The following is a 25,194-nucleotide window of genomic DNA, read 5'->3' on the forward strand; positions in this document are numbered from 1 at the left end:
TAACCTTAACAACATTAAGCACGAGATGGCTAATATTTCCCTTGCAGTATCCTCAGAACGGATCAAGCCTCTGTAACATGCACTTTCATATACTACTGCCTTCCTACAGCGGACTCTTGCAGTATCCTCAGAACGGATCAAGCCTCTGTAACGCCATCTCCTGCATGCTACCAGCTCCTTGAAATGGAACTTGCAGTATCCTCAAGACGGAAGAAGCCTCTGTAACCTAGAGGTGCCTGAGGCGATCTTAATAGCAGGTGTCTTCTTGCAGTATCCTCAAGACGGAAGAAGCCTCTGTTACCGGGGCCTGTTGTTGCGCAGGTGGGAATATGTTTATCCCATTTTGCACGCCCAAGACCCTTTCCTGGGCATTGTAGCGCCGTGTGTTCCCAGCCGCTTCCACTTTTCAGTATAACATAGAACTGCCAGTTTCGAAAATCGTTTTTTGTCCAAAGATAGGTTTTTCCAACTCTCCAAAAAAGGGATTGTTAAGGGCCTGCCCTTAACCGAGGGCCTGGGGCGCGAGCCCCAGCGTACCTCTTCCTGCCCAATAGTAGTGAGGTGGGAAAAACCAGAATGGGAAAGTCCTGGCTATACCCTTGTGAACCTGGATGATAGCAAGTAAAGAGTGATAGAATAAGATCATGGAAGGATCAAAGAAACCATCTATGGATTACCAGCTCAAGACTTCGTTTGAAGCAGAGCCTGAATTTGCTGCGTATCTAAACGAGCGGATTAACGAGTTCAATTATCAGCATTCGCCCCCGCACAACCAGGCCAGGGCTGAAGGGGCAATAACGCCTGTGCGTATTATGGTCGTGGATAGCGCAGGCCAATGGCAGGGCGGTATCTCTGCTGATCTCTATTGGAATTGGCTGGAGCTCAAAGATTTCTGGCTATCAGAAACGCTACGAGGTCAAGGCCTGGGGAGCTCAGTGCTTGCGCAGATTGAGCAAATTGGCAGAGAACGAGGCGCAAGCAAGGTGTTGTTGACCACTTTCGAGTTCCAGGCTCGCACTTTCTACGAGCGCCACGGCTACAAAGTCGTCGGGATGATAGAAGATTATCCCCCAGGCTCCAGCTACTACACAATGGTGAAAGTCCTCTAGAGAGAAAGCTGTCCACACCTAAAAAATGGATGTTCGGCCTGCATCTCTTTTCTGATACAGTACACAGAAAAATTTGTTACTTGCCAGCCGGTAATGCTGGATTGACAAGGCTCTTTGCCAGAGCGAAAAACGGCCAAGCAATGCTTCAACATATTTTTAACGAGCGAATCCAGCGGGAGAGATGCAGTGCTCATACAGTCTCTCTGGATGACTTGAGCCAGGGAGCTTCCGAGATTTCCAGGAGGATATCTGTCACCGCCTTTGGCGCCGTGACCATCGCCATATGATCGGCTTCGACCTCGTAGAAGTGCCAGCCCTCTGCTCGCACGCGTGCAGCGATCGCGTCAATGGTCAGCTTCCCCTTCACGCGAATTTGCGTACAGTACACAAAGGTATGAGGGAGCCGAGCCGCTGCAGGATTCTGAATCGTCAGCGGCTGTGTCAGAGGTTTAAAAGGATGGGCTGTGATTCTGGCCGGGGCGCCTGGAGGAGGCAGCAGCCGCCAGCCATCTCCCTGCTCTCTAACACGCTGTTGCATCCTGGCTCTCAAACCTGGATCGGTCACGTCCCAGGCTGATTGCCCATCCTGGGGAATCAAGCCATTCAGGTAGACCAACTGAGCCAGCCGTTCTGGCACTCGTTCCGCCACTGCGGTGATCACGGTTCCTCCATAGCTATGGCCCACAAGGATCACTTTGTGCAAGTCCTCATACTCCAGCACGCCGAGGATATCCTGCACATGGGTCTCCAGATCAATCTGTGGCGATGCCAGGTGCACCCGTTCACCCACTCCGGTGAGCGTGGGCGTAAAGGCCTCGTGTCCGTGCCCTCGTAAGCGTGAAGCCACCTCTCTCCAGATAAAGCCACCCCAGCCGCCCCCCGCGACAAAGACGTAGGTTGCCATCATCTGTCCTCCTGCGTGAGATACTTCTTCTCCATCTAGTATCTTTCGGGGCTGGCCCTTCTGTCAAGGGCGGAGTAGCCAGCATCCCTTGCGCAAAAGAGGGGAGATTTTCGAACACAAAGTAATTTACCTTGAGAGAGGCTAGAGAATCAATCTCGGGCATCAGTTTTATTTTGCTGATGCGAGGCCATATTTCTGGCCGCTTCCCGTAACTCCTCTTTGAGCTCTTTCACAGCCTTGAGTTCTCCATAGCCCGCCGCTTCAAGCTCACGTAGCAATTCATCTCCCCGCGATAAGCGATGAGGCGAACGCCAATCTACAACATCACGGAAAAACTCGCGGGCTGCTTCCAGGCAAGCCTCAACGTCGTGCAGCATCAAATACGCTTTGGCGCGATACAGTTGGAGGCGAAAATCCAGCCAGAGATTGCTATCTTGCTGAATCTGGCTCCGCAGCTCGTCATGCAAGGCAAGCGTCTTGCGCGGTTCGCCAATTCGCAAATAGCCACGGCTGCGCAACTGGAGAATGCTGCTCATTTTATGGACCACAAAATCAGTTCCGTCGCCATAACTGCTGCCAAGGGAAGCGGCCAGCGACTGAGCGGTAGTTATGGCTCGCTCGAAACGCAGTGCCTCGCCAGCTGCCGCATAGATATGGGCAAGATAAGCATTTGCAAATGCAGCGACATATTTGCTGGCTTTAAACGAAAGATCGCGCGCCTCTTCCATGGCTTGCACGGCTTCTTGCTTGCGCCGGGCGCGATTCAATTCCACGGCTAGCTTTTGTAAGGCATGGACCTGTAATACAGGATCGCCGAGCTGCTGAGAGGTTGCGTACATCGCTTCGAACGTTTCAAGGGCTTGCGCGTATTGGCGGTGCTCAAAATACATCAAGCCCTGTAAGGATTGTCCCTGGGCATAGAGACTTAAGAAGCGTGGCTCTAAGCGCGTGGAGGGAGGCGTATAGGTCGAGAAATAGTCAAAGAGGCGCTGCAAGCTTTGCGCGCTACGCTGAACCTCAGGCAAGGAGGCGGTTCGGCGCATAGCCAAGGTTTGCTTGATGAAGCCTTCGGTGACGTCCAGAGTTTCGTTATAGAGCTTGACCCCAGCGCCGGGAAGTGAGGCCGGATTGAACGGATCGTACTCGGATAAGCCGAATCTCCACAGCGGGATCTCAAGCAGAGTTGCTAGCTTGCGTAGTGTCCCTTGATCATCGATCTTTTTGCTGCCATACTCTACATCCTGGACATAGCGCGTGTTGACGCCAACTCCACCATCTTTTTTCGGCCACAATTCGGCAAGTTTCGCCTGCGTCATCTTATGGCGTTCGCGGTACTCTTTGATGATCTGTCCGTAATGAAATGCCATACTATCTTGCTCTGCACGCACTTCCAGGTACGTGTCTTCCTTTCCCCTCAAAATCACTACGAGCTGCTATACGACCTGAACAGAGCGTTTACGGCTCTAGTAAAAACAGATACTATATTTGCAGTTACTGCTAATGTTTATTGTATCACAGCAAATGAGGGAAGAAAATCAGCATAGATGAGAAGACAGGACTTTCCACTTTATCAGAAAAGGGATTGTTAAGGGCGAGCCCTTAACCGAGGGTCTGGGGCGCGAGCCCCAGCGTACCCTTCACGGCAAGCTCTTGCTGGATATGGGCAAGTTGAGGAGATATCAAGATGAGAGAATTACACAACTGCTATTGCTGATTTTCACCTTGTGATGCCGAAGGCACATCTTCTATCAGCTCTGCCGCCGGTACATTCAAAGCTTCGGCCAGGCGGGCCAGAGTCTCCGTGGTAATGATTGTAAAAGGATCATGATAGATCCTGCGTAAGGTAGTTGGATCTACGTTGGCTTTGCGTGAGAGCCTGCCCTGAGAGAGTCCTTTGTCTTGCGCGACTTCTTTCACGCGTAAACGTAACATTTCTATTGCCTCTTTCCTATAATGTCATTCAGTGTAAAAGAAGTGCGCGGATAAGAATAGCTGGTACTCTATCGCGCGATAAAAAGTACGAATTTACTATTGCGTGGATATATTCCAGTGGTTATAATTGAGATATCGATATGAAACGCTAACGGCAACAGGTCAACTCTAGTGCGTCCGATAATCGAGCTAGTTCTTTCGTAGCCCTGTTGCGGGTCAAGAAGAAAAGCGGATATTACACTACAATTGATATTGGTAAGGAAAGTAGATATGAGGATGAAGAAGTCAGCACCCACCCGAAAGCTACCTGGCGCAGTTTGGAACGCTACCCAGGCCTGCACCTATCGCTTCGTAACCCCCATTCAATATGCACGCGGCTTGCCTGTAATCCAGGCCGCCCATCAGCATAACGTTTGCGCATAGAAGCTTACAGGAGATAGCAAAAGCACAACATACGCGGACAGCATGATTTTGCTCTATCCGCATATTCAATCAGAGAAGAAGTCAGGGAGGATAGATGATGGAAGAAAAGAAGCAACAACCACTTACCAACCAGGTACTCTATGTTTTGGGTCAACTCAATCAGGCCTATCGCGCCTACAATACTTCACTCCCCTCGCACATACGCGTGCAGCTCACCACCACCTTCTATCAGTATTACAAATGGCTCTTGCATTGGCGCATCCCCTTTCGTTTCGATCAAGTGCAGCGCTGCTATCTTCCACCTGCTTCTCTGCACAACAGTATGTCAGGTGCTTATTAAGAAAGCTCATAGAGCAGCCTTGAATGGATGAGTGAAGAGAGCCGTGAAGAGAAAGGATTTTGCGCATGAAGAATGCTGAACAGGGCGGCCTCAAGCCGTCGCGACAAACCATACTGATCGTGCTGGATGCCTTGAGCCGAGCCAAGATGGTGCTACCAATCGCGCAGCTGGCCTACGAGAAGGAGAAATTGACGGAGACGATCAGGGCGTGTGTGGCCTGGCTTGACCACTACCAGGTAGCGTACCACTATGACAAAACATGCCACATGTATGTGCTGGATCTGCCTGCGGAGAAACAGGAGGGAGCGGAGCCATGAAGCCTGTCTGTTTGTTGCCAGCCCTGGAGCCGGCGGTGGGCTCGATTCTTGTCGCCGACGATTCGCCTACTGTGCGCAAGATCCTTGAATATACCTTGCGGCGTGAGGGCTATCTTGTGCGTGCCTTCCCCGATGGGGTGAGCATGCTGCGCTGGCTGCATGGTGGTGGTCCCGTGCCACGGCTGATCTTCCTGGACCTGGTGATGCCGCGCATGGACGGCTACCAGGTGGCCAGCCACTTACGCAAACAGGCAGCCTATGCCGGTACGGTCCTGGTTCTGCACACGCGCTGCAACGGTCTTCTTGACCGCCTGAAAGCACGCTTGATCGGCATCGAGGGCTACCTGGCCAAGCCGAGCACCACGCAGCAGATCCTCACCCTGGCTGGCCACTATTGCTCGCCGCCGCTTGCAGAGGAGGTTCTCTGGCCTTGAGCATTGCGACAGTTCAACATGCAGTTACTCTTAGTGGAGAAGGAGAGAGAGGTATGGGGCAGCATCGTGAATATTTGTGGGTCGTGGGCGCTGTGCCCGCCGGTGAAGACATGCGGGACTGGAGCCAGCTGGTACGAGTCTATGCTGTCGATGAAGCGCAGGCGCGGATCAGAGCCGAACACCGTCTGGAGCAGCTCGCGCCCTTTGCCTGGAAGCTCGAACGCCTGCGCTGCTGTCCCCACGGTTTCCTCCTCTACCGGCGAAGGTACCCGGGCTCGCGCCTGGTTGACGACGAAACCGGAGAAGTCATTGAGGAGCACCAGCAAGAGAACTCCTGAAGTGTTTCCCCTTTGAGCGTTGCCCTGGCCTCCGGCGCGAGGTCAGGGCTGTGGGGCAGAGCAGATGGTTGTCAGCCATTTTGGCAAATTTGCTCAAGGCGGGATCTTGAGGCGAAAGCACGGCACTGCTTTGTTGCTTGTCCCTTGCTCGATGGCGTCACTTCACTCCGCCTGACATAGCAATCCGCAGAGGTTTGATTAAGCTGAACCCTGCTTGAGCTGAGCAAGTACGGTGGGCAAGGTATTAATGCCCCAGTGCTCTGAATAACGCCCGTCCCTCACACGAACGATATCGATGACTTCAATCGTCACTGGCCGCCCGGTTGCCGCAACTCCCAGCAAGACCCCGGTGTGCACACCGGTGATAGTCTTTCGTGTAGTAACCTTGTCGCCTTCAGCCACCTGATCAAGGATAGTCACTGTCAGGTTCGACAGCGCTGGCCGAAGCACGTTTTGGAAGGTGTTCCACATACTTTCCGGCCCATTTGGCTGATTAGGCGGAGCTGAATGATTAATAAAGTCAGAGGCCATTAACTCTTGGAAAGAGTTCAGGTTGCCTTCCTGAATGACCTCAATGTTGAAGCGGCGAACAACCTCTTTGATTTGATCTATGGACATAGATGCATCTCCTTGTGTGAGCCCGTTGCCCGAATAATGATCCTCTGCAATGCTTCGGCTTACACGAGCTCACAAATAAGGCAGCCCTGCGCAACGCTCAGACTAGTTTGAGCCTCCCTGCGTGAAGTAGCAGGCTATTTAAGCTCGATACCCAGGCCGCTTTTCACGCTGGAGAGATCATAAATTCCCCCGCGCTGCTCATAGCCGCCCGTGAAGGGATCTTCAGCCAGCAGCATCGGCGTGTCAAGATCGACAAAGCTAAAGCCGCCAAGGCCGGCCACTAGATGCGCCGCCATACTGCTCGCCAGGCGTGACTCGATCATCGCCCCAACCATCAGCTGAATGTGATGAGCCCGGCAAAGAGCCGCAATATCCAGCGCATCCACGATACCCGATTTCATCAGCTTCACATTTACTACGTTTGCCGCACCCATGCCGATCAAGCGCGCCACCGCTGCAGAATTGGCAGCACTCTCATCGGCTGCTACCGGAACCGTCGTATGCTGCGTCACATAGCGCAGGCCCTCATAATCATCCTTATGCACCGGCTGCTCCATGAGGATCGGGCGAATATCGTGATCATCAAGAGCCTCAAGACAGAGCAGCGCCTCGTTAGCCGTATAGCCCTGATTGGCATCCAGAGTCAAGGGCAGATTGGGCGCCCCGCTGCGAATGGCCTCCACACGCTCCACATCCTCGCGCAGATCACTGCCAACCTTAATCTTAATGCTCGTAATCCCGCGCTCAACCGTCTCCTTTGCCAGCTCATAGCCGCGCTCAGGCGTCACAATCGGAATGCTCATATCCGTCTCAACAAACGAGCTAGCGCCACCAAAGAACGTATAGAGCGGGATGCCATACGAGCGCGTCAGGGCATCGAGTAAGGCCATCTCCATGCCCGCGCAGGCCGTCGTCTGGCTATAAAATACACTGCGCATAAGCTTAGCGAGCACGCGCCAGTGGGCCGCATCCCGCCCCTTGAGCAGTTCCGCACAGCCCTGCGCCGCCGCTAGCGCTGTCTCTTGCGACTCTCCAGTGCTGGGAGGGAAGGGCGCGCACTCGCCATAGCCCCGGCTACCATCCTGCAGCGTCACAGTGATCAGCACATTGCGGGCCGAATTCACGCTCCCCGTAGCGATCGTGAAGGGCTCCAAAAGCGGAATGTTGAGTGGTTCAACGTTTATAGATTTAATCGTAGTGCCTGACATGCTAAATCCTTTCGTATCCCTGGCTAACCTCATGGGCAAGCTCTACTCGCGATAATTGATAAACTGCTCAATAATCTTGCGATCGCGCCAATGCTTCTGTGGCATATGTACTTATTTCTTATATCGATACTTATCAATATCGCGAGCAAATTATATCATAAGAGAAGTGATCTTTCTTCTGTTCAACGTTTACTTATCAAAGATTAGTAACTTGACAAAAGTAAGACGATGGTGCTACAATTTAAATGATTACAAAAGCACTACTGATCGAGGCACATCGGTCAAAGAAGAGGAGACCTATACCATGGCCTGGGAAATTGACGCAGCACATTCGCAAGCTACCTTTGCGGTTAAACACATGATGATTAGTACTGTTAAAGGACACTTTAACGTCTTGCGTGGGCAGCTGCATATAGATGAGCAGAATCCTGACAATTCCTGGATTGAGGCCGAAGTTGATGCCGCAAGCATCGACACGCGCGACGAGAATCGCGATAACCACTTGCGCACCGGGGATTTCCTGGAGGTAGAGAAATACCCAACCATCAATTTTAAGAGCACAAAAGTAGAACACATTGATGGTGACGAATATAAAGTATTGGGTAATCTCACCCTGCGCGGCGTAACCAGAGAGGTAATATTTAAGGCCGAATATAGCGGCCAGGGCAAAGATCCCTGGGGCGGCACACGCGCCGGCCTGAGCGCCAAAGGCAAGATTGATCGCCGCGATTTTGGCCTGACCTTTAATACTGCCCTGGAGACCGGCGGAGTCCTCGTCGGCGAGGAAGTCAAGATCGAGATCGACCTGGAAGCCGTCCAGAAGTAAGCCAAATGCAACAGCTCTTGAGATAGAGAGTGCCCTGGCACATCGCACCTTCCCGTCCTGAATACGCCTGCTAAATATCCGATTATGGACTTAGCAGGCGTATTTACGTTAGCTGCAAAATCCTGTGATCTGGCATAGCCTTCCTTCCCTCAAGCTAACGCGCAAATTGCTAAGCTTTAGTTAGTTGCTTGACTTAAGAAAGTAAGGTGTGTTATGCTTGATTTCGGTGAATACAATCTTTACTATTTCTCAGCAGATTTACTAGAAGGAGGAGCTTTGTTATGGCCTGGGAGATCGATACCAAGCACTCACAAGCCACGTTTGCCGTCAAACATATGATGTTCACAACCGTCAGGGGGCGTTTTAAAGTCTTGAGCGGACAACTGAACATAGATGAGCAGAATCCTGCCAATTCCTGGGTTGATGCTCAGGTAGATGTGGCCAGCATCGATACTAACGACGAGAATCGCGATAACCACTTGCGTTCCGCCGATTTCTTTGATGCTGCGAAATACCCAACTATCAATTTTAAGAGCACCAGAGTAGAGCATGTAGGAGCCGAAGAGTATAAAGTAACCGGCAACCTTAGCATGCATGGTGTGACCAGAGAGGCAGTCTTCACGGCGCGCTATGCCAGGCTGGGCAAAGATCCCTGGGGTCAGCAGAGAGCGGGATTGAGCGCAATTACTAAAATTAACCGTAAGGATTGGGACTTGAACTGGAATCAGGCCCTGGAAGCAGGTGGAGTTCTGGTAGGTGAAGAGGTAACTATCGAGATTGAATTATCGGCGGTCTGCCAGGGATAAGGGATTGAGCGCTGACGAGCCGAACTTTGTATACTGTTGGGCAAGTGAGTGCGCTTCTCCTCTCTGGTAGTTGCACTCACTTGAACTGCAAGTGGCTATGAAATAAGCGTTCTCAGCGCTAGCATGTGCGCTCTTTACCTCAGGCCGGCCAGTAGTGGTACCTGCTCTGACAGCAGATTTTTAGCGGCCTGGCCACCCTTTAGGACCAGCTTCACATTGGCCGGATCGCCTATCTGCTTGATATCGCTGAGCACATCCCCATCTACCAAAATTACATCAGCCAACTTGCCTACCTCAAGCGTGCCCAACTGCTGGTCTAGATGCAGTAAGCGGGCAGCATGCAGCGTACTGGCCTGGATAGATTGCATAGGAGTCATACCATACTTGACCATCAGGGGCAACTCCTGGCTGTTTTCCCCATGCTTGCCAACGCCCGAATCCGTTCCCATCGCGATCTTAACGCCGGCTTTTACGGCCCGCTCGAAGCTGCGTACATGGCTCTCCATCACGTTGTTGGACTTGGCGGCCATCATTGGTGGAACGATATCGGGATGCTGGGCTGAATATTTGCTCACGGCCATAGGCGCTAACAGCGTTGGTACCAGATAGACACCCTTTTCAAGCATCATCTCGATAGCTTCGTCGTCAAGATAAATACCATGCTCAATAGAGGCCACACCTGCTTTGATCGCATTCTTAATGCCCTGTGTGCCCTGGGCATGAGCCATACAGCGCTTCTCCTGTGCGGCAGCCTCATAGACGGCTGTCGCGATCTCATCAACGGTGAGCTGTGAAGAGGTGGGGGCATCGGCCGTCGAGAGCACGCCGCCAGAGGTGGCAAGCTTAATCCAGTCAGCACCGGCGCGCAATATTTCGCGCGTAACCTTACGAACCTCCTCTACGCCATCGACAACGCCGCGGGGCACATCGGCAAACTTGCCAGCGAGACCGAGATCTACGCAGCAAGGGTAATGGCCATCGCCATGACCGCCAGTCTGGCTAAGGATAGAGACCGAAACCTGCATACGCGGCCCAGCCACTACGCCGCGCTCGACCGCCATTTTAACGCCTGCAGGTGTGCCCCCGGCATCGCGTACAGTGGTGATGCCGGCATCAAGCGTTGCGCGCATGCGGGGAACGGCCAGCAGGAGACGTAGGGAGGGAGGGGTAAGTAGATTGTTCACGACATTGGGATATTCCATTAAGAAGTGAACATGAGTATCAATCAGGCCTGGCAGAACGTTGGCGCCCTGAGCGTCGATAACAGTAGCCGAGCCTGGTATGCTAACCTGATTTGAGCTACCAACTGCACTGATCCGTTCGCCCTCAATGAGCAATGTGCCATTTTCGATAGGATCATTACCTGTGCCATCAATAATCGTTGCATTGGTGATTGCCAGCATACTTGTCAGTACTCCTTCTGTGTGGTGGGCTGGATTTTTCCAGTGAGTAGAGAGATTGTTCGAGATACTTAAGGGCTCGAACAATTACTATGTATTATATCCTCATGGAGATAATTAGCAAGCCCGCTTGTTTCTAGTTCCCCTTCCTTCACACATTTATTTGATGCCCAGGCATGCTTGTAAAGAGCAATACATTAATAAGTAAAAATACCGTTTTACCGACTAAACCTGTTACCTGGGATAAGTGTGTGGTTGCATATCTTTACTATAAAATTATGCCAGAAATTAAAAATGTATAAAATAACTTTATTTTAATTGACGGGGCATTTTGTCCTGTGTTAGTATGTAAGCGGGTAAGACATTTAACATGTCTCAATGATCCTCATAAGATGTAGAGCTCTTGAGACAACAAGGATATTTTTAGTTATATCGTAAGTATCAAGTTGCATATGTATAAAAATATAAGTTTTGTATGTTGTTTACTCTATACATATGAAACTCATTTTCTACCCTTCACTCTCTGACAATTGGGGGACGAATATGTCTGCGAGAGGAGAGGTTATGAAAATATGTTGCTGTGACAATTTCTGAGGCATACCAACAATCTGAGAAGGAACTCAAGCAGCCGTAGTAGGGCATGCTCGCAGGCATCAGGAAGACCAACTAAACATCCTGCCCGCCCTCTGATAAAAGCATGTGGTCTACCTATCATCTATTTGACTGGTCATTATTTGAAGGAAGGGAATCCATGTTTACCTTTATTTTTAGTTCATTAGAACATACCTCATGGCAATTAATCGCTTCAACTGTGCCCCTCTATCAAGAGATCCCGGTCTTTATGGAGCCAGCTCAACGTCCCTGTCTCCACGTGAGAGATAGAGGTCAACGAGCCTCTCGCCTCACTTCTTGAGGGAAAGTCGTGTACAGGCTTGATTTTGCGACGATGAAACAGGTCATGGCAGCTCATCGGAAAACAGGCAAGCTCTCGACTACCGCGCCGGGTGGAATTGTGAACAGGCGTGAGGAATGTCAGATTGAGATCACCTTGCAGCAAGGACGCATTAGCTGGTGCGCGCTGCGTGGAAGGAGCGGTTGGTCTCTTGCGGGGAAAGAGGCCGAAGAGGCTCTGGCTCGCCTGGGAACGCTGCGTTTAGGCTGGACATTTACGCCTGGCAGCACACAACTCACGCCCCCGACGCTGCCTCCTGTTCAGCGAGAAGGGATATATACCTCGCTTCCCCGGCGCACTGGCCTGCAAGTGGACCCGCAGCAGATGCTCTCCTGGCCAAATTTGCATAGGCATGTCTTTGCCCTGGCTGATGGCACGAAAAGTATCGCCAAGATAAGCGATATGCTTTCCTGCCCATCCGATGATGTAGAGCAGGCTGCCCGCGATTTACAGTCCATCGGGCTCATTGAAATGCTGCGCCTGGATGGGAAGAAGTAGTGATGCAGAGAGCTTCGCTTCATCTAAGCGGAGAAGCCAGTATGCCTGATTTCTCTCTTCGCCTGCTTGTCATGAGATGTCTATATTCAATGAGGGTTTTTATATGGAAAAGAATCCATTTAGCGCTCTAGAAGACACCCAGAGGCCTGCCTATTTGACGGGCGAGGAGCCTTCAAAGCGCAGTATCTGGGATGTCTGGTATGAGCTCAGTTCTCCGCGTGAGCCAGGGGGCGAGGCTTCCTTGCAAGACATGGAGCTCTTTCGGCGGGGACGCGCCGGCAGTCAGATCCTCTTGCCGCTTGTCCTCTTGCTTCTGCTTGCGATCCCGGCTGGATTTGTCGGCACGAACGCATCGCTGTTGCCCCTGGTGGGTCTCTGCGTTGCGGCGCTGGTCGGGGCAAGCTTCCTCAATCGCCGGGGCAAGGTGACGGCTGCGGGCATCCTTGTCGTGCTCACCTTTCTTGCCTTTCCGATCGGCAGCATTGTCACCACGCCTGATGGCCTCTCGATTCTTGTGTTGCCGCTCTATGGCCTGCTGATTTTGCCCTTAGTATGTGCCGTCTCGTTTTTGCCCCCCTCGTCGGTCTTTGTGGTCGCGCTTATCAATATCCTCTTTACGTATTTCTCGCTGGTGTATCTCCCGCGCACCGCCGAGTTACAGGCCCTGCTCTCTCTGGCCCTGGCTGGCACCATGACTCCCATCATCCTCAGCCAGATCATTATTGCCGTCGTGGCCTATGCCTGGGTGCGGGGAACGACGCTGGCCTTGCTGCGTGCTGATAGGGCCGAGGAACTGGCCCGGCTCGAACATGATCTTGCCTTGCAGGCCGAAGAGTCAGCACAACAGAAGCAGCAGCTGGAGGAGAGCATTGAGCAGATTGTCAGGACGCACACGCGCGTGGCCAACGGCGATTTCAACGCCCGCGTCCCGGTGATGGAAGGCAACGTCCTCTGGCAGATTTCTGGTCCGCTCAATACCCTCATCGCGCGTGCTCAGGGCTGGCGTCAAGAACTGGCTCGTGTGCAGCAGGAGAATCAGCTCTTGCTGCATGCACTGAGACGAGCAGGCGGGACGCCAGAGGGGAAGCACTGGCTGTGAGGAGGAATGCGCTGGAGCAAGCCGTGAGAAGGCCATCAGCAAAGCGTTGGATGGTGTTTGCTCTCGACCCCGAGAGATTGTCGTTTCTGAGCATCGAAAAAGGAAGTGCAGCCGATGACAAGCATTCTTCGCGTTGACCAGGTGAGCAAGACCTTTCTGCGCGCTCAGCAGCGCCTGGCTGTCTTGCGTGAGGTGAGCGTCGAGATCGAGCAAGGAACCTTTGTGGTTATCGTCGGGCCCAGCGGGTGCGGCAAGTCCACTCTGCTCAACCTGCTCGCCGGCCTGCTGGCTCCCGAGAGCGGAACCGTGTGGTACCAGGGGCAGCCGGTGCTGGCTCCCTCCCCCTCGGTGGGCTATTTGACCCAGAAGGAGACGTTGATGCCCTGGAGAAGCATCGAAAGCAATATCGCCTTGCCCCTGGAGATCCGCGGCGTCAAGAAAGCCGAGCGGCAGCGCCGGGTTCGCGAGCTGATGGAAACCGTTGGCTTGCAGGGCTGGGAGAAGCAGTACCCGCGCGAGCTCTCGGGAGGCATGTTGCGTCGGGCGTCCCTGGCCCGCATGCTGGTGGCAGACCCCGAGACGCTCCTGCTGGATGAGCCCTTTGGTGCCCTTGACGCGCAGCTGCGCCTGGAACTGCAGGCCGAGTTGTTGCGCCTGTGGGAGCAGAGCGGCAAGAGCGTGCTCTTTGTGACCCATGATCTAGAAGAGGCCCTGGCCCTTGGAGATCGGGTGCTGGTCTTTGCCCCGCAAGGTCAGATCGTCCTGGATGCCCAAGTCAGCCTTGAGCGGCCACGCGATGTGGCGCGTATCCGCTTTGAGCCACGCTTCATCGCGCTCTACCAACGGCTCTGGGAAGCCCTGGTCAAGGCGCGAGCACAACAGGAGGTGACGGCATGAAGATGAAAGACGTCCTGGAGGAGCAGCGGCAGCCAGCCGCTCACCCGAAGCACCCCGAGATGCCGCAAGGGAAACCGGCCAAGCAACGCACGCACTGGCACTCCCTCTGGCTCATCGTGGCGCGCTGCCTGTTGCTGGCCCTCATACTGCTCATCTGGCAACTGGTCTCGGGGCGCTGGGTGGACCCATTATTTCTCAGTAGTCCCCTGGAGGTCGCAGGCCAGCTGCTGAGCTGGACGGCTGATGGCACGCTCTGGTTCCATACGGTGATTACTTTGCAAGAAACCGTCTTGGGCCTGGTCTTTGGCTGTGTGAGTGGAATCCTTGTTGGCTTCCTGCTCGGGCTCTCTCCACAGCTCTCCAGCGTGCTTGATCCGTTTATTACCGCCATCTATAGCATTCCCAAAGTGGCGCTGGCCCCGCTCTTTATCCTCTGGTTTGGCATTGATGTGCAGATGAAAGTCATTCTGGCCGCCGTCACCGTCTTCTTCCTTGTCTTTTTTATCACCCTGGCCGGGGTACGCGAGGTGGATCAAGACCTGGTGGATGCTGTGCGGCTCATGGGCGGGAACCAGAGAGAGATCATCTGGAAGGTCATCGTGCCTTCCACGCTCTCAGCCGTCTTGACAGGCGTGCATATGGCCATTCCCTATGCCTTGATCGGCGCCGTCGTGGGCGAACTGATCGTTTCCAATCGGGGCATCGGCTTTCTGATCCAGGATAGTGCCTCAGCCTTTCATACCTCCGGGGTCTTTGCCGCCCTGCTGGTCTTAACCGTGATTGCCAGCCTGCTCAATGCCCTGGTCCATCTCGTGGAGCGCAAGACATCCCGCTGGAAAGCGGATCTTCGCCTTGGGAGGAAGGGGCTGCCATAAAGCCACCAGGTGCGAACGTGCCAGGAAGAGGCAAGAGGCCTTCTTCCTGAGAAACTGTTCTCTATGGAGAAAAAGGAAAGATGAGAATGCGTGTCCAAACACACCGTCTTCTGCTCGCCGGAGTCCTGCTGGTGAGTCTGAGCCTGGCAAGCTGTGGCTCAGCAGCGCCAGCAAGCCCGAGCGAGAGCATGACCTTGAAAGTAGCGCAAGTTACCAATGCTATTAGTTTTTTCCCTTTCGCTCTTGCTGTCAGGAAGCAGTATTTTGCGCAGCAAGGCTTGACCCTTGATCCCTCTCCTCCACCTTCCATGGGCAGCGGCTCTAAGCTAGCTGCCGCCGTGGAGGCCAACGCCGTCGAGGTGGGTGTAGGAGGGATTACTGATGTCTTCACCATTTCGCGTGTCGATGCCTACATCAGGATGATTGGGGCCGTCTCGAACGATCTGCTCCTGGATGTGGTGGTGAGCAAGAAGCTTGAGCAAGAGAGCCATTTGAGCTCCAGCAGCTCCCTGGAGCAGAAGATCCATGGTCTGGTGGGCAAAAGGATCGGCATCTCTGCTCCAGGCAGCGCTACTGATGCTCTGGTGACCTATTTATTCAGAAGCCAGCATCTCGATGCCCAGAAGGATGTGGTTAAAGTGAATGTGGGAGCTGATAGCGCGGCTATGCTCGCGGCCTTGCAGACCGGGCGCGTCGATGCTATCGCCTCTGGTGCTCCCACCGGGGAACAAGCGGAGCTACATGGGATTGGCGAGACCTTCATCAGCCCAGCGCGTGGAGATGTGCCGAACATCAGCGGACAGCTCTTTGTTGTGGCCTATCTCAAACAAGGCGTCATCGAGCGTAAACCACAGGCGGTGCGGGCCTTTATTCGTGGGCTGGCGCAAGCCGAGGACTTCATCCAGAAGCACCCCCAGGAGGCAGAGCAGATGCTCAAGGAGTATCTCAAGCTCGACGATGCCCTGGCTCAGGCTACCTGGCAGGCCACCAAAGGCAGCATGGCCGCCACGCCTCGGGTCAGTAAGCAATCCTATGAAGTGGCCAACCAGTTTCATGTCAAGGCCGGCTTGATTGCCTTGCCGTTAGCCTATCAGGATCTGGTGGCAACTGATGTGATTGAGAAGGCCCTCAGTGGCGCGAAATGATGTTAAAACAGAGTGGTCCCGGGATGTGAAGGGCCCTAACAGGCGCCGAAGCCTCTGGGGCTAGGCATAACAATTTCGTACTGACATTCTATTTTAAGGTGAGAAAGTAGGAAAGATGAGATTGTGCACACGAGCACAAATGATGCTACTCGCCGGAGTCCTGCTGGTGAGCCTGAGCCTGGCAAGTTGTGGCTCAGCAGCGCCGGCGAGCCCGAGCGAGAGCATGACCTTGAAGGTAGCCCAGGTCAATAATGGGATTGGTTTTTTCACCTTGTATGTTGCGCGCAAGCAGCATTATTTCGAACAACAAGGCCTGACGCTTGATCCCTCACCTATCCCTTCCATGGGCAGCGGTTCCAAGCTAGCCTCTGCCGTCGAGGCCAACGCTGTCGAGGTTGGAGTGGGTGGCGTTACCGATGTCTTTACCATCTCGCGTGTCGATGCCTATATCAGAATGGTTGGGGCCATCTCAACCGATCTGCTCCTGGATGTGGTGGTGAGCAAGAAGTTTGAGCAGGAGACCCATTTGAGCGCCAGCAGCCCCCTTGAGCAGAAGATCCAGGGATTAAAAGGCAAGAAGATTGGCATCTCCTCTCCAGGCAGTGCCACCGATGCCGTAGTAACCTATTTGTTGAGAAGCCAGCACCTGGATGCCCAGAAGGATGTCGTCAAGGTCAATGTCGGCGCGGAGGGACCGGGTAGACTGGCCGCGCTGCAAACTGGGCGCGTCGATGCTATCGTTGTGCCTCCCCCGGCGGGCGAGCAGGCCGAGCAACGTGGGATTGGCGATACCTTCATCAGTCCGTCGTATGGGAATGTGCCAGGAATGAGCGGGCAGCTCTTTACCGTGGCTTTCCTTAAACAGAGCGTCATCGAGCGTAAACCACAGGCGGTACGTGCCTTTATTCGTGGGCTGGCGCAAGCCGAGGACTTCATCCAGAAGCATCCCCAGGAAGCAGAGCAGATGCTCAAGGAGTATCTCAAGCTCGATGATGCTTTGGCTCAGGCCACCTGGCAAGCCACCAAAGGCAGCATGGCCGCAAGCCCACGGGTGAGCGAACAGGCCTACGAAGTGGCCAACCAGTTTCATGTCAAGGCTGGCCTGATTGCTCTGCCGTTGGCTTACCAGGATCTGGTGGCCACTGACGTGATTACGAGCGCATTGAGTGGAACCAAATGATGATAAACAGAGCGATCCAGCGCGTGGAGGGCTTTAGCAGGATGCTGGCCTCTCTATACTGAATAGAACAATTACGCTCTAGTACTCTATTTTCATTCAGGCAAGGAAGCAGGGAAAAGATGAGACTACACGGACGATCACAAATCCTGTTGGTGGGAATGCTGCTGGTGAGCCTGAGCCTGGCAAGTTGTGGCTCAGCAGCGCCAGCGAGCCCGAGTAGCAGTATGACCTTGAAGGTAGCCCAGGTTGCTGATGGTCTTGCTGGATTACCTTTTTATATAGCCCAGAAGCAGCAGTATTTCGAGCAGCAGGGCTTGACCATTGATCCCTCACCAGCCCCTTCTATGGGCAGCGGTTCTAAGCTAGCGGAAGCTGTGGAGGCCAACGCTGTCGAGGTGGGTGTAGGAGGCATTACTGACGTCTTCACCATCTCGCGTGTGGATGCTTACATCAGGATGATTGGGGCTATCTCGACCGATCTGCTCCTGGATGTGGTGGTGAGCAAGAAGTTTGAGCAAGAGAGCCATCTGAGTGCCAGCAGCCCCCTTGAGCAGAAGATCCATGGTCTGGTGGGCAAAAGGATCGGCATCTCCGCGCCGGGTAGCGCCACAGATGCCCTGGTGACCTATTTGTTGAGAAGTCAGCACCTGGATGCGCAAAAGGATGTGGTCAAGGTCAATGTGGGCGCTAATAGCGCGGCTATGCTCGCGGCCTTGCAGACCGGGCGTGTGGATGCCGTCGCGGTTGGAGCTCCGGGAGGAGAACAAGCCGAAGAGCGTGGCATCGGCGAGACCTTCATTAGCCCATCACGTGGGGATGTGCCGAACATGAGTGGACAGCTCTTCACTGTAGCCTATCTCAAGCAAAAGGTGATTGAGAGTAAGCCACAGGCGGTACGGGCCTTTATTCGTGGGCTGGCGCAAGCCGAGGACTTCATCCAGAAGCATCCCCAGGAAGCAGAGCGCATGCTCAAGGAGTATCTCAAGCTCGATGATGCTTTGGCTCAGGCCACCTGGCAAGCCACTAAAGGCAGCATGGCCGCCACGCCTCGGGTCAGTAAGCAATCCTACGAAGTGGCCAACCAGTTTCATGTCAAGGCCGGCCTAATTGCTCTACCGTTGGCTTACCAGGATCTGGTGGCCACTGACGTGATTACGAGCGCACTCAGTGGGTCCAGCCGTGCTTAGTGAGGAAGTCCATGAAGCACGAACAACGTTCTCTGTCGCACCTTTTTGAAGTCAGTTTGCAGAAAAAGAATCAAGAAAGAAGGAACATCTATGACCTCCATTTCGTTTGATGCAGTGGCCCATCGCTATGATGCCTCACGCGGCTTTTCTCAAGACGTCACCAGGCAGCTTACCGAGGCAATAGTGGCGTTGCTGGGGACAAAGCGTGAGGAGCGCATTTTTGAGGTCGGCGTGGGCACCGGACGGATTGCGCTTCCCCTGCTTGAGTATGGTTATCACTATACTGGCGTCGATATCTCGATGAAGATGCTCGATAAGTTTCAGGACAAGCTTCAGCCGGCTGGCTGGCGAGAAAAGGCCTTGCCCTGGGGAAGTCTGCCCAACGAGCAACTGACAGAGAGGCAGCCCGAAGTACGGCATTTTGTGCATGAGGGGAAGGCGGGAGAGCTCAGGCTGGTTGTCGCTGATATGACCGAGCTTCCCTTTCACTCCCAATCCTTTGATGTAGTCATCGCCACCCACGTCTTTCACCTCATCAGTAGCTGGCAAGATGCGCTCAAGGAGATCTTGCGCGTGCTCAAGCCGGGCGGTCTGCTGCTGCGCTGCTTGAATGAGGGCTGGGAGAAGCAATGGCACTCAGGAGCGCAGGACATCAAAACGCAGTGGAGCAGCATCGTCGAGGAACTGGGGGGGACGACGCGCTTGCCAGGGGCGACAGATCAGGAAGTCACCACGTGGCTGCAACAGATGGGCTTGTCTACGGAGCTAATACCAGTGACCAGTTTCCAGAGCGAGACGCGGCCTCGCGTTATCCTTGAGGAGATCGAGCAACGGCTCTGGACTTATGCCTCCGTGGTCCCCGACGCCATATTTTATCCGGCTCTCGAACGCTTGCGCGTGTGGGCACATGAACATTATGGGGAAAATCTCGATACGACCTATGTGAAACAGACAAGGCTCGCGATAGGCAAGACACAGGTGTAATGAGCAATTCGTAAACTTTACGATTTGCGCGTGCTCCCTCGGCCCTGGCTGTTAGGTTCGCAAAGGTTGCGAGACGTTGCTAATTTGTAGCTGAGCCCTATTTGGAGACGAGAAAGCAAAGAAAGATGAAAGCGCGGTCACGAGCACAATTTGGGCTGCTCACAGGTATGCTGTTGCTAAGTCTGAGCCTGGCAAGTTGCGGCTCATCAGCGCCGACGAGCCCGACCAACTCTATGACCCTAAAAGTTGCCCAGGTTGCTGATATACTCCCGGGTTTTCCTTTCTATGTCGCGCGCAAACAACATTTTTTTGAGAAGCAAGGCCTGACCCTTGACCCCTCGCCACCTCCTTCCATGGGAGGTGGTTCCAAACTGGCGGCCGCCGTGGAGGCCAATGCCGTCGAGGTCGGAGTGGGTGGCGTTACCGATGTCTTTACCATTTCGCATGTTGATGTCTATCTCAGAATTATCGGGGCAATTTCTACTGACATGTTGATGGATATTGTGGTAAGTAAGAAGTTTGAGCAAGAGAGCCATCTGAGTGTCAGCAGTTCCCTTGAGCAAAAAATCCATGGCCTGATCGGCAAAAAGGTGGGCATCTCAGCGCCAGGCAGCGCGACTGATGCCATGGTGACCTATCTGTTCAGAAGTCAGCACCTCGATTCACAAAGAGATGTGGTCAAAGTGAATGTGGGGGCCGATAGCTCTGCTATGCTGGCTGCGCTACAAAGTGGGCGCGTCGATGCCATCGCGGTTGCTCCTCCGGCAGGAGAGCAGGCGGAACTACGGGGAATTGGGGATACCTTTATCAGTCCGGCGCGTGGGGATATACCCGATTTGAGTGGGCAGTCTTTGCTGTGGCCTATCTCAAACAAAAGGTGATTGAGAGTAAGCCACTGGCGGTGCGCGCCTTTATTCGCGGTCTGGCGCAAGCCGAGGACTTCATCCAGAAACATCCCCAGGAAGCAGAGCAGATGCTCAAGGAGTATCTCAAGCTCGATGATGCTTTGGCTCAGGCCACCTGGCAAGCCACCAAAGGCAGCATGGCCGCAAGCCCACGCGTGAGCGAGCAAGCCTACGAGGTGGCCAACCAGTTTCATGTCAAGGCCGGCTTGATCGCCTTGCCCCTGGCCTATCACGATCTGGTGGCTTCCGACGTGATTAGCAAAGCCCTGGCAAATTCCTCAAGCTCTTCGTAATCTTCAGCGCCTCTCCTGAAGCATACTTTATGCCGCTTCAGGAGAGGCAAAGCTAACAGTTATATGCTATGAAGGAAACTTTCCACTGCCAGGAGCGTATATCCAGCTTCGCCCATCGGTAAAGTGAATAGCTCCATTACCCGAGACCAGAACTGCTCCCGGATCTTCATAGAGCATTGTGCTTGATAGTGAGCAGCCGCCCTCCAGACCAAAGTTATCAACGGTAGGTTCAGCGTCATCATTCACATAGACAGTTGACTGCAAATTGTCGACGCTGGTGCAATTAAGGGCGTAGATCTGGCTCCAGAATGTATTGCAGGCATCAGATCTCCAGAAACGGAATGTACCGACCTGAGTACTGCCGGCATAGACGGGAGTATCCTGTAGCATATGGAAGTTGTCGGTACAATGGGTCTGGACAGCCTTGTACTTATTACAACTTACTCCACTACAATAAATGAGGACGCTTGCTTGAGTGTTTGCATGAGTACCTGTACTACTGGCGAGGGCCGGTGTGTTCGCGAGTGTAAACATAATGAGCACTATTGCCAATACGGAGGGGAAATAAAACTTTTTCATGCAGTTGCTCTTTCTTTACCTATAATGAATCCACATGCTTTATCAGTCTTTAACGTTAAGAATATGGTTATGCATATAACACGTCGAATATTTCCTGTATTTACCGCTAATTTTCCTGCTTTTGCAGAATGCTCCTTATGTATGGGGAGGGAGATTGATGCCTGGGCGCTTGAGGGTAGCTGCAAAAAACGGTGTACAATGTGGGTGAGCATAGATTGTTTCTGTTCTATAAGGAGAGATAAAGATGCGAGCAGTGATTATTACGCGGCCGGGAGGGCCGGAAGTGCTAGAGATACAGGATATCGCGCGGCCTGAGCCGACTGGCGAGCAGGTACGGGTACGTGTGCGCGCCGCGGGACTCAATCGGGCCGATCTCGCGCAACGCGCTGGCCACTATCCTGCTCCGGCTGGCTCGCCCGCAGATATTCCCGGCCTGGAGTTTGCCGGCGAAGTAGATGCTCTTGGTCCATTAGCCCGAGCCTGGAAGCCTGGTCAGCGCGTGATGGGGATTGCTGGGGGCGGCGCTCAGGCTGAGTACTTGCTTGTGCACGAAGGGATGCTGGTCGAGATTCCCGAGAATCTGGACTTTGTGCAGGCTGCGGCCATACCTGAGGTCTTTATGACGGCGCACGACGCTCTTTTTACCCAGGCCGGCTTGCAGATGGGCGAGCGCGTACTGATTCACGCTGCGGGCAGCGGTGTGGGCACGGCGGCGATCCAGCTGGCTCATGCTGCAGGGGCAACGGTCTTTGGCACCTCGCGTACGCCCGAGAAGCTGGAACGAGCCAAACCGCTGGGGCTGGATGTTGGTCTGGATGCCCAGAACTTTGCTGCTGAGGTTAAGAGCCTGACCAGCGGAGCCGGTGTACAGGTAGTCCTGGATTTCATCGGCGCGGCATACATGCAACATAATCTAGAAGCCCTGGCTCCCTGGGGGCGCCTGGTCTTTCTGGCCACTCTGGGCGGCTTGCAGGCCGAGGTCAATCTAGGTCTGGTGATGAGCAAGCGCTTGCGCATAAGCGGCTGCACTTTGCGCTCGCGCACCCTGGAGGAAAAGCTGGCAGTGACACGCCGCTTCGCAACTCACGTCTTGCCCTTGCTCATGAGCTCACGCATAGAGCCGATTGTCGAGCACGCCTATTCCCTGCCCGAGATTGCCGAGGCGCATCAAGCTATGGCCGCGAATAAGAACTTTGGCAAGCTGGTCCTCAAGATCGATTAAGTTGAACGGTGCGAGAGGAGGCCAGTTGCCGGCTATCCCCTCGCCCGCTGCCGTTGCTTAAGAACCCAGATGATCCTGTTGCTCAATATACTCTATATGCGTGTTTGCTTTTTCATCAATCGAAAGGATTAAGAAGGTTTTGTTCTGCAGCCTGGTTACCCCGTCTTCATTAGGAGCGAAATCAAGCAGGCCGCTAACTCCCTGCACGGTATTTGCGCCATGTAATTCGTTAAGTTGATTATTGACTTCCTCTGTGAGATGAGGTGGAGTTGGTACGCGCAGTAGAGCTCTTCTAGCAGCTTCTAGCAGTGTCTTTGTCGCATCATAGCTGAGTATCGCATGGTTATCAGCCCGGTCACAGCCATATGGTCCATCTGGGCATTGTTTGTGAGTAGGATCGAAGATAGACCAGCTCAATGGATTTTTTCCATAGTTTTGTAGGAACAGTGGCATTTGCTGCTGCTGATCCCATTCATCAGGGAAAGCGAAGCCCACAAAGTACATGCGCCCTCTGGCGGTATCTGGATAATTGCCGCGCAAGTTATAGAGCGTATCACCACCAATAATCGGTATATGCTTATAGGGCTCCTGTTTGAGCAAGGGATCTTGCAATAGTTCACTAGCATCATCCGAATTCCCTGCAAAGAAGATGAAATCTATACCTTTATCCAGCGCTGTGTTTAATATGTTATGGATATTATATTGTGGAGTTATCTTGGAATAATTCTTGCGTTTGGAGGAAGTATCTGGCCCGGCAAAATTATGCTCAAAATCGTCGGCTAGGTTCTGACTATAGAGATCGTCCTGATTGCCTAAGATAAGGCCGTGTTTCAACTTTTTGTGTAACTTATCTGACAAGTTTACCTGGATAAAATCGCTGAGAGCTCTGGCTTGGTCGTTGTTAGTTGGCGTTACACTTCTAAAGTAAGGGAAGTCTTCGGCGAGGTTGTCGCCAGATGCGTTCTGGGAAACTGCGGGAAGATGGGCCCGGTTTAAGATAGGCATGGCAAATCCTGTGATATTGCTTGTTGGCAAGCCAATAATTCCAATAAAACGCTCAGGATTATAATTGCTCTGTTGATATTGGATGATTTGTTGCGCTATCTGCTGGGAAGCTTCTTTATCGTGAGCGGCGTCGGTAAATAGGTTTGCGATCACTACCAGCACCAAGGTATTCTCCGGCAAGGCCTGGACATGTTGGGTACCCTTATTGGTCGAGGGGAAGTCGATTGCCGGGATATGCTGGCATTGTGCTAAGCCAGCATATGTATTGTACTCGTGCTGAGCAAAAAAGATTCCCTGGAGATCTGATCTCCCGCTGTTAATATAAACTCCTTCCAAAATCGCGGTAGCTACAAGGATGATATAAGGTCGTCCAGAATCTCGAACGCATTGATCTTCAAGATAGATAAGTGCTTCTGCATCATAGGGCTCTTGCTGAATGGCTTGCTGCCAGTAATTTTTTGCCTGTTCTGTTTGCTGTGCCTTAAATGCTTGAGCGGCCAGAAGCTTGTTCTGACCATCTGTTCTTTGGGTATCGAATGCCAATGTGCCATCGCTCAGGCCCTGACATATATTGCCTGCTGTAACCGTACCGCCAATGCCATTTTTATCCCCGCTGCAGAGATTATTGAATGGATCGACAGCAGCGGAACGGGAAGGAGGTTGCATGGAATGCAGTCTAAAGAGGTAGAAAAGGCTGCCGCCAATGATAATAACTAGTAGTGCAAAGGTTAAAATGATTAACTTTCTCCCAGGTGACCTAATAGGCCAGGGAAATAGCCTTCGTGAGGGAATGGAAGGTTGAAGAGAAGCAGTCAAGCTATTCTGGGGGGATGCTGAGTAGCAGATGTCGTACTCCCTGGGAGGCTGATCTGATTCGAGGCAGATTGTTGATCTGGCGATGTAGAGGGAGTCTGGAAGTTGCCTGTCTGTTTAAGCTTCCTACTGTGCTTGATCTCTCGGATATTTGTTCGCTGACGGGTTTTTATTGGTCGACGGTCATTGAGCTTGCGCGTAGATCTTGCTGTTGTTCTGGCTGGCTGGCCTGCTGGCAGCTCTATTGGTTCGCCTTGCGCATTCTGGAAGAGCATGGTTTGTTGCGTTGCCGCTGAGGACTTGAGCTTTTCAAGTATTCTGCATATTCCTTGAACGATATTCAAGAATGCCTTATCCTTATCGGGCCACGAGAGGACAGGCCTGCGATCTGAGGGGAGAGGTTCTAGGTCATGAAAGGGTGGATGCTTCCAATCGCATGGACGCAAGAGAATAGGAATAAGATATGCTTTGCCTTGCGCGCTTAATTCAAGGGCTTTGCGCATTTCTTTCCCTAAGCAATAGTCTGAGTCTAAAAAATATGGGCTGATGAACCATATGATGAGATCTGCTTGCTCTAGATGCTTATCAAGCTCTTTTTCCCAATCTTTGCCTGCAGTAACATCTCGGCAGTCCCAGCGATCATCGATCTGATGTTGTCGACGCATGTTAGCCATATGTGCTTTTAGTCGTAAGAGATAACTTTCATCCTGCCTTGCATAAGCCCAGAAAACCTTGGGTGGAGGTAGCGCTGATTGCGAAGACATCGGGCCTTTTTCCTCTCTCTAAACTTACTATATGGATAAAAAAAGGAGAAGCCAGGTTCTTAAGGCGCCGGGATTATTATCAGGGCAGACAAGGCTATTCGCGCAAACCTGCCAATGAAGCATAGAGAATTTAGTATATTA

General features: G+C 53.0%; 29 protein-coding genes and 1 CRISPR repeat array (1 of these 30 only partly in view). Of the genes, 20 read left to right on the forward strand and 9 right to left on the reverse strand.

Translation table 11 applies throughout. The annotated features are described in order from the left end of the window. Nucleotides 1-301: a CRISPR direct-repeat array (repeat unit 37 nt) (it extends 770 nt beyond the left edge of the window). A 367-nt stretch (nt 302-668) separates the two neighbouring features. Next, the gene (locus EPA93_RS37105; protein ID WP_129892357.1) at nt 669-1,109 is read left to right on the forward strand and encodes a GNAT family N-acetyltransferase; all 441 of its coding nucleotides are present in this window, start codon (nt 669-671) and stop codon (nt 1,107-1,109) included. Between the two features lie 190 nt (nt 1,110-1,299). Here EPA93_RS37105 and EPA93_RS37110 read toward each other — a convergent pair whose 3' ends face one another. From EPA93_RS37110 to EPA93_RS37120, 3 genes are all read right to left on the reverse strand, one after another. Further along, on the reverse strand, nt 1,300-2,016 hold the full coding sequence (locus EPA93_RS37110; RefSeq protein ID WP_129892358.1) for an alpha/beta fold hydrolase: 717 nt from the start codon (nt 2,014-2,016) through the stop codon (nt 1,300-1,302). A 146-nt stretch (nt 2,017-2,162) separates the two neighbouring features. Next, the gene (locus EPA93_RS37115) at nt 2,163-3,380 is read right to left on the reverse strand and encodes a helix-turn-helix domain-containing protein (protein ID WP_129892359.1); all 1,218 of its coding nucleotides are present in this window, start codon (nt 3,378-3,380) and stop codon (nt 2,163-2,165) included. 337 nt (nt 3,381-3,717) lie between these two features. Beyond that, nucleotides 3,718-3,945 carry a helix-turn-helix domain-containing protein gene (locus EPA93_RS37120; protein WP_129892360.1) on the reverse strand — a complete coding sequence of 76 codons (228 nt, stop codon included), beginning with the start codon at nt 3,943-3,945 and terminating at the stop codon, nt 3,718-3,720. A 276-nt stretch (nt 3,946-4,221) separates the two neighbouring features. On the opposite strand from EPA93_RS37120, the gene EPA93_RS48735 reads away from it, so the two are divergent. The 5 genes from EPA93_RS48735 to EPA93_RS37140 all read left to right on the forward strand — a co-directional run bounded on the left by EPA93_RS48735 (nt 4,222) and on the right by EPA93_RS37140 (nt 5,797). Further along, the gene (locus EPA93_RS48735; protein WP_165423653.1) at nt 4,222-4,368 is read left to right on the forward strand and encodes a hypothetical protein; all 147 of its coding nucleotides are present in this window, start codon (nt 4,222-4,224) and stop codon (nt 4,366-4,368) included. Nucleotides 4,369-4,462: 94 nt separating this feature from the next. Next, entirely contained in the window at nt 4,463-4,708 is a 246-nt protein-coding gene (locus tag EPA93_RS37125) for a hypothetical protein (RefSeq protein ID WP_129892361.1), read from the forward strand. A gap of 65 nt (nt 4,709-4,773) precedes the next feature. Further along, nucleotides 4,774-5,025, forward strand: a complete 252-nt coding sequence (locus tag EPA93_RS37130) for a hypothetical protein (RefSeq protein ID WP_129892362.1) — start codon at nt 4,774-4,776, stop codon at nt 5,023-5,025. Continuing rightward, on the forward strand, nt 5,022-5,459 hold the full coding sequence (locus tag EPA93_RS37135; RefSeq protein ID WP_129892363.1) for a response regulator: 438 nt from the start codon (nt 5,022-5,024) through the stop codon (nt 5,457-5,459). Before EPA93_RS37130 ends, EPA93_RS37135 begins: the two co-directional genes overlap by 4 nt. Nucleotides 5,460-5,512: 53 nt before the next feature. Next, a complete protein-coding gene (locus tag EPA93_RS37140) occupies nt 5,513-5,797 on the forward strand; it encodes a hypothetical protein (protein ID WP_129892364.1) in 285 nt (94 codons plus the stop codon). Nucleotides 5,798-5,995: 198 nt separating this feature from the next. On the opposite strand, the gene EPA93_RS37145 is transcribed toward EPA93_RS37140, so the two are convergent. Beyond that, nucleotides 5,996-6,415, reverse strand: coding sequence for an ester cyclase (locus EPA93_RS37145; protein WP_129892365.1), 420 nt, complete (start codon nt 6,413-6,415; stop codon nt 5,996-5,998). A 134-nt stretch (nt 6,416-6,549) separates the two neighbouring features. Continuing rightward, complete coding sequence (locus EPA93_RS37150) at nt 6,550-7,623, reverse strand: dipeptide epimerase (RefSeq protein ID WP_129892366.1); 1,074 nt, start codon at nt 7,621-7,623, stop codon at nt 6,550-6,552. A 211-nt stretch (nt 7,624-7,834) separates the two neighbouring features. On the opposite strand from EPA93_RS37150, the gene EPA93_RS37155 reads away from it, so the two are divergent. Together EPA93_RS37155 and EPA93_RS37160 are read left to right on the forward strand one after the other, a co-directional pair. Beyond that, entirely contained in the window at nt 7,835-8,449 is a 615-nt protein-coding gene (locus tag EPA93_RS37155) for a YceI family protein (RefSeq protein WP_242527217.1), read from the forward strand. A gap of 281 nt (nt 8,450-8,730) precedes the next feature. After that, the gene (locus EPA93_RS37160) at nt 8,731-9,255 is read left to right on the forward strand and encodes a YceI family protein (protein ID WP_129892367.1); all 525 of its coding nucleotides are present in this window, start codon (nt 8,731-8,733) and stop codon (nt 9,253-9,255) included. 134 nt (nt 9,256-9,389) lie between these two features. On the opposite strand, the gene EPA93_RS37165 is transcribed toward EPA93_RS37160, so the two are convergent. Next, nucleotides 9,390-10,658 carry a metal-dependent hydrolase family protein gene (locus EPA93_RS37165; RefSeq protein WP_207229298.1) on the reverse strand — a complete coding sequence of 423 codons (1,269 nt, stop codon included), beginning with the start codon at nt 10,656-10,658 and terminating at the stop codon, nt 9,390-9,392. A 748-nt stretch (nt 10,659-11,406) separates the two neighbouring features. On the opposite strand from EPA93_RS37165, the gene EPA93_RS48740 reads away from it, so the two are divergent. The 11 genes from EPA93_RS48740 to EPA93_RS37215 all read left to right on the forward strand — a co-directional run bounded on the left by EPA93_RS48740 (nt 11,407) and on the right by EPA93_RS37215 (nt 20,670). Next, nucleotides 11,407-11,568 (forward strand): hypothetical protein, encoded by a 162-nt coding sequence (locus tag EPA93_RS48740; RefSeq protein ID WP_165423654.1) that lies wholly within the window; start codon nt 11,407-11,409, stop codon nt 11,566-11,568. A gap of 9 nt (nt 11,569-11,577) precedes the next feature. Further along, the gene (locus EPA93_RS37170) at nt 11,578-12,105 is read left to right on the forward strand and encodes a hypothetical protein (protein ID WP_129892368.1); all 528 of its coding nucleotides are present in this window, start codon (nt 11,578-11,580) and stop codon (nt 12,103-12,105) included. 103 nt (nt 12,106-12,208) lie between these two features. After that, a complete protein-coding gene (locus EPA93_RS37175; RefSeq protein ID WP_129892369.1) occupies nt 12,209-13,204 on the forward strand; it encodes a hypothetical protein in 996 nt (331 codons plus the stop codon). A gap of 114 nt (nt 13,205-13,318) precedes the next feature. Continuing rightward, nucleotides 13,319-14,101: an ABC transporter ATP-binding protein gene (locus tag EPA93_RS37180; protein WP_129892370.1), complete on the forward strand. Its 783-nt coding sequence runs from the start codon at nt 13,319-13,321 to the stop codon at nt 14,099-14,101. Then, entirely contained in the window at nt 14,098-14,976 is an 879-nt protein-coding gene (locus EPA93_RS37185; protein ID WP_207229299.1) for an ABC transporter permease, read from the forward strand. The genes EPA93_RS37180 and EPA93_RS37185 overlap by 4 nt, the downstream gene beginning before the upstream one ends. Nucleotides 14,977-15,062: 86 nt before the next feature. After that, complete coding sequence (locus tag EPA93_RS37190) at nt 15,063-16,121, forward strand: ABC transporter substrate-binding protein (protein ID WP_165423655.1); 1,059 nt, start codon at nt 15,063-15,065, stop codon at nt 16,119-16,121. Between the two features lie 115 nt (nt 16,122-16,236). Continuing rightward, nucleotides 16,237-17,301, forward strand: a complete 1,065-nt coding sequence (locus EPA93_RS37195) for an ABC transporter substrate-binding protein (protein WP_129892372.1) — start codon at nt 16,237-16,239, stop codon at nt 17,299-17,301. Between the two features lie 119 nt (nt 17,302-17,420). Next, nucleotides 17,421-18,488 (forward strand): ABC transporter substrate-binding protein, encoded by a 1,068-nt coding sequence (locus EPA93_RS37200; RefSeq protein WP_129892373.1) that lies wholly within the window; start codon nt 17,421-17,423, stop codon nt 18,486-18,488. Nucleotides 18,489-18,578: 90 nt separating this feature from the next. Further along, a complete protein-coding gene (locus tag EPA93_RS37205; protein ID WP_129892374.1) occupies nt 18,579-19,472 on the forward strand; it encodes a class I SAM-dependent methyltransferase in 894 nt (297 codons plus the stop codon). 125 nt (nt 19,473-19,597) lie between these two features. Beyond that, nucleotides 19,598-20,353 carry an ABC transporter substrate-binding protein gene (locus tag EPA93_RS37210; protein WP_129892375.1) on the forward strand — a complete coding sequence of 252 codons (756 nt, stop codon included), beginning with the start codon at nt 19,598-19,600 and terminating at the stop codon, nt 20,351-20,353. Then, nucleotides 20,329-20,670 (forward strand): substrate-binding domain-containing protein, encoded by a 342-nt coding sequence (locus tag EPA93_RS37215; RefSeq protein ID WP_129892376.1) that lies wholly within the window; start codon nt 20,329-20,331, stop codon nt 20,668-20,670. Before EPA93_RS37210 ends, EPA93_RS37215 begins: the two co-directional genes overlap by 25 nt. Before the next feature lie 66 nt (nt 20,671-20,736). On the opposite strand, the gene EPA93_RS37220 is transcribed toward EPA93_RS37215, so the two are convergent. Beyond that, the gene (locus EPA93_RS37220) at nt 20,737-21,249 is read right to left on the reverse strand and encodes a hypothetical protein (RefSeq protein ID WP_129892377.1); all 513 of its coding nucleotides are present in this window, start codon (nt 21,247-21,249) and stop codon (nt 20,737-20,739) included. Nucleotides 21,250-21,493: 244 nt separating this feature from the next. Here EPA93_RS37220 and EPA93_RS37225 point away from each other — a divergent pair, with 244 nt between their 5' ends. Further along, complete coding sequence (locus tag EPA93_RS37225) at nt 21,494-22,471, forward strand: NAD(P)H-quinone oxidoreductase (RefSeq protein ID WP_129892378.1); 978 nt, start codon at nt 21,494-21,496, stop codon at nt 22,469-22,471. 57 nt (nt 22,472-22,528) lie between these two features. On the opposite strand, the gene EPA93_RS37230 is transcribed toward EPA93_RS37225, so the two are convergent. Together EPA93_RS37230 and EPA93_RS37235 are read right to left on the reverse strand one after the other, a co-directional pair. Then, entirely contained in the window at nt 22,529-24,142 is a 1,614-nt protein-coding gene (locus EPA93_RS37230) for a type 1 periplasmic-binding domain-containing protein (RefSeq protein ID WP_129892379.1), read from the reverse strand. A gap of 146 nt (nt 24,143-24,288) precedes the next feature. After that, nucleotides 24,289-25,053, reverse strand: a complete 765-nt coding sequence (locus tag EPA93_RS37235; protein ID WP_129892380.1) for a toll/interleukin-1 receptor domain-containing protein — start codon at nt 25,051-25,053, stop codon at nt 24,289-24,291. Nucleotides 25,054-25,194: the final 141 nt, after the last annotated feature.

Origin of the sequence: Ktedonosporobacter rubrisoli (genome assembly GCF_004208415.1) — a bacterium.
GTDB lineage: Bacteria > Chloroflexota > Ktedonobacteria > Ktedonobacterales > Ktedonobacteraceae > Ktedonosporobacter > Ktedonosporobacter rubrisoli.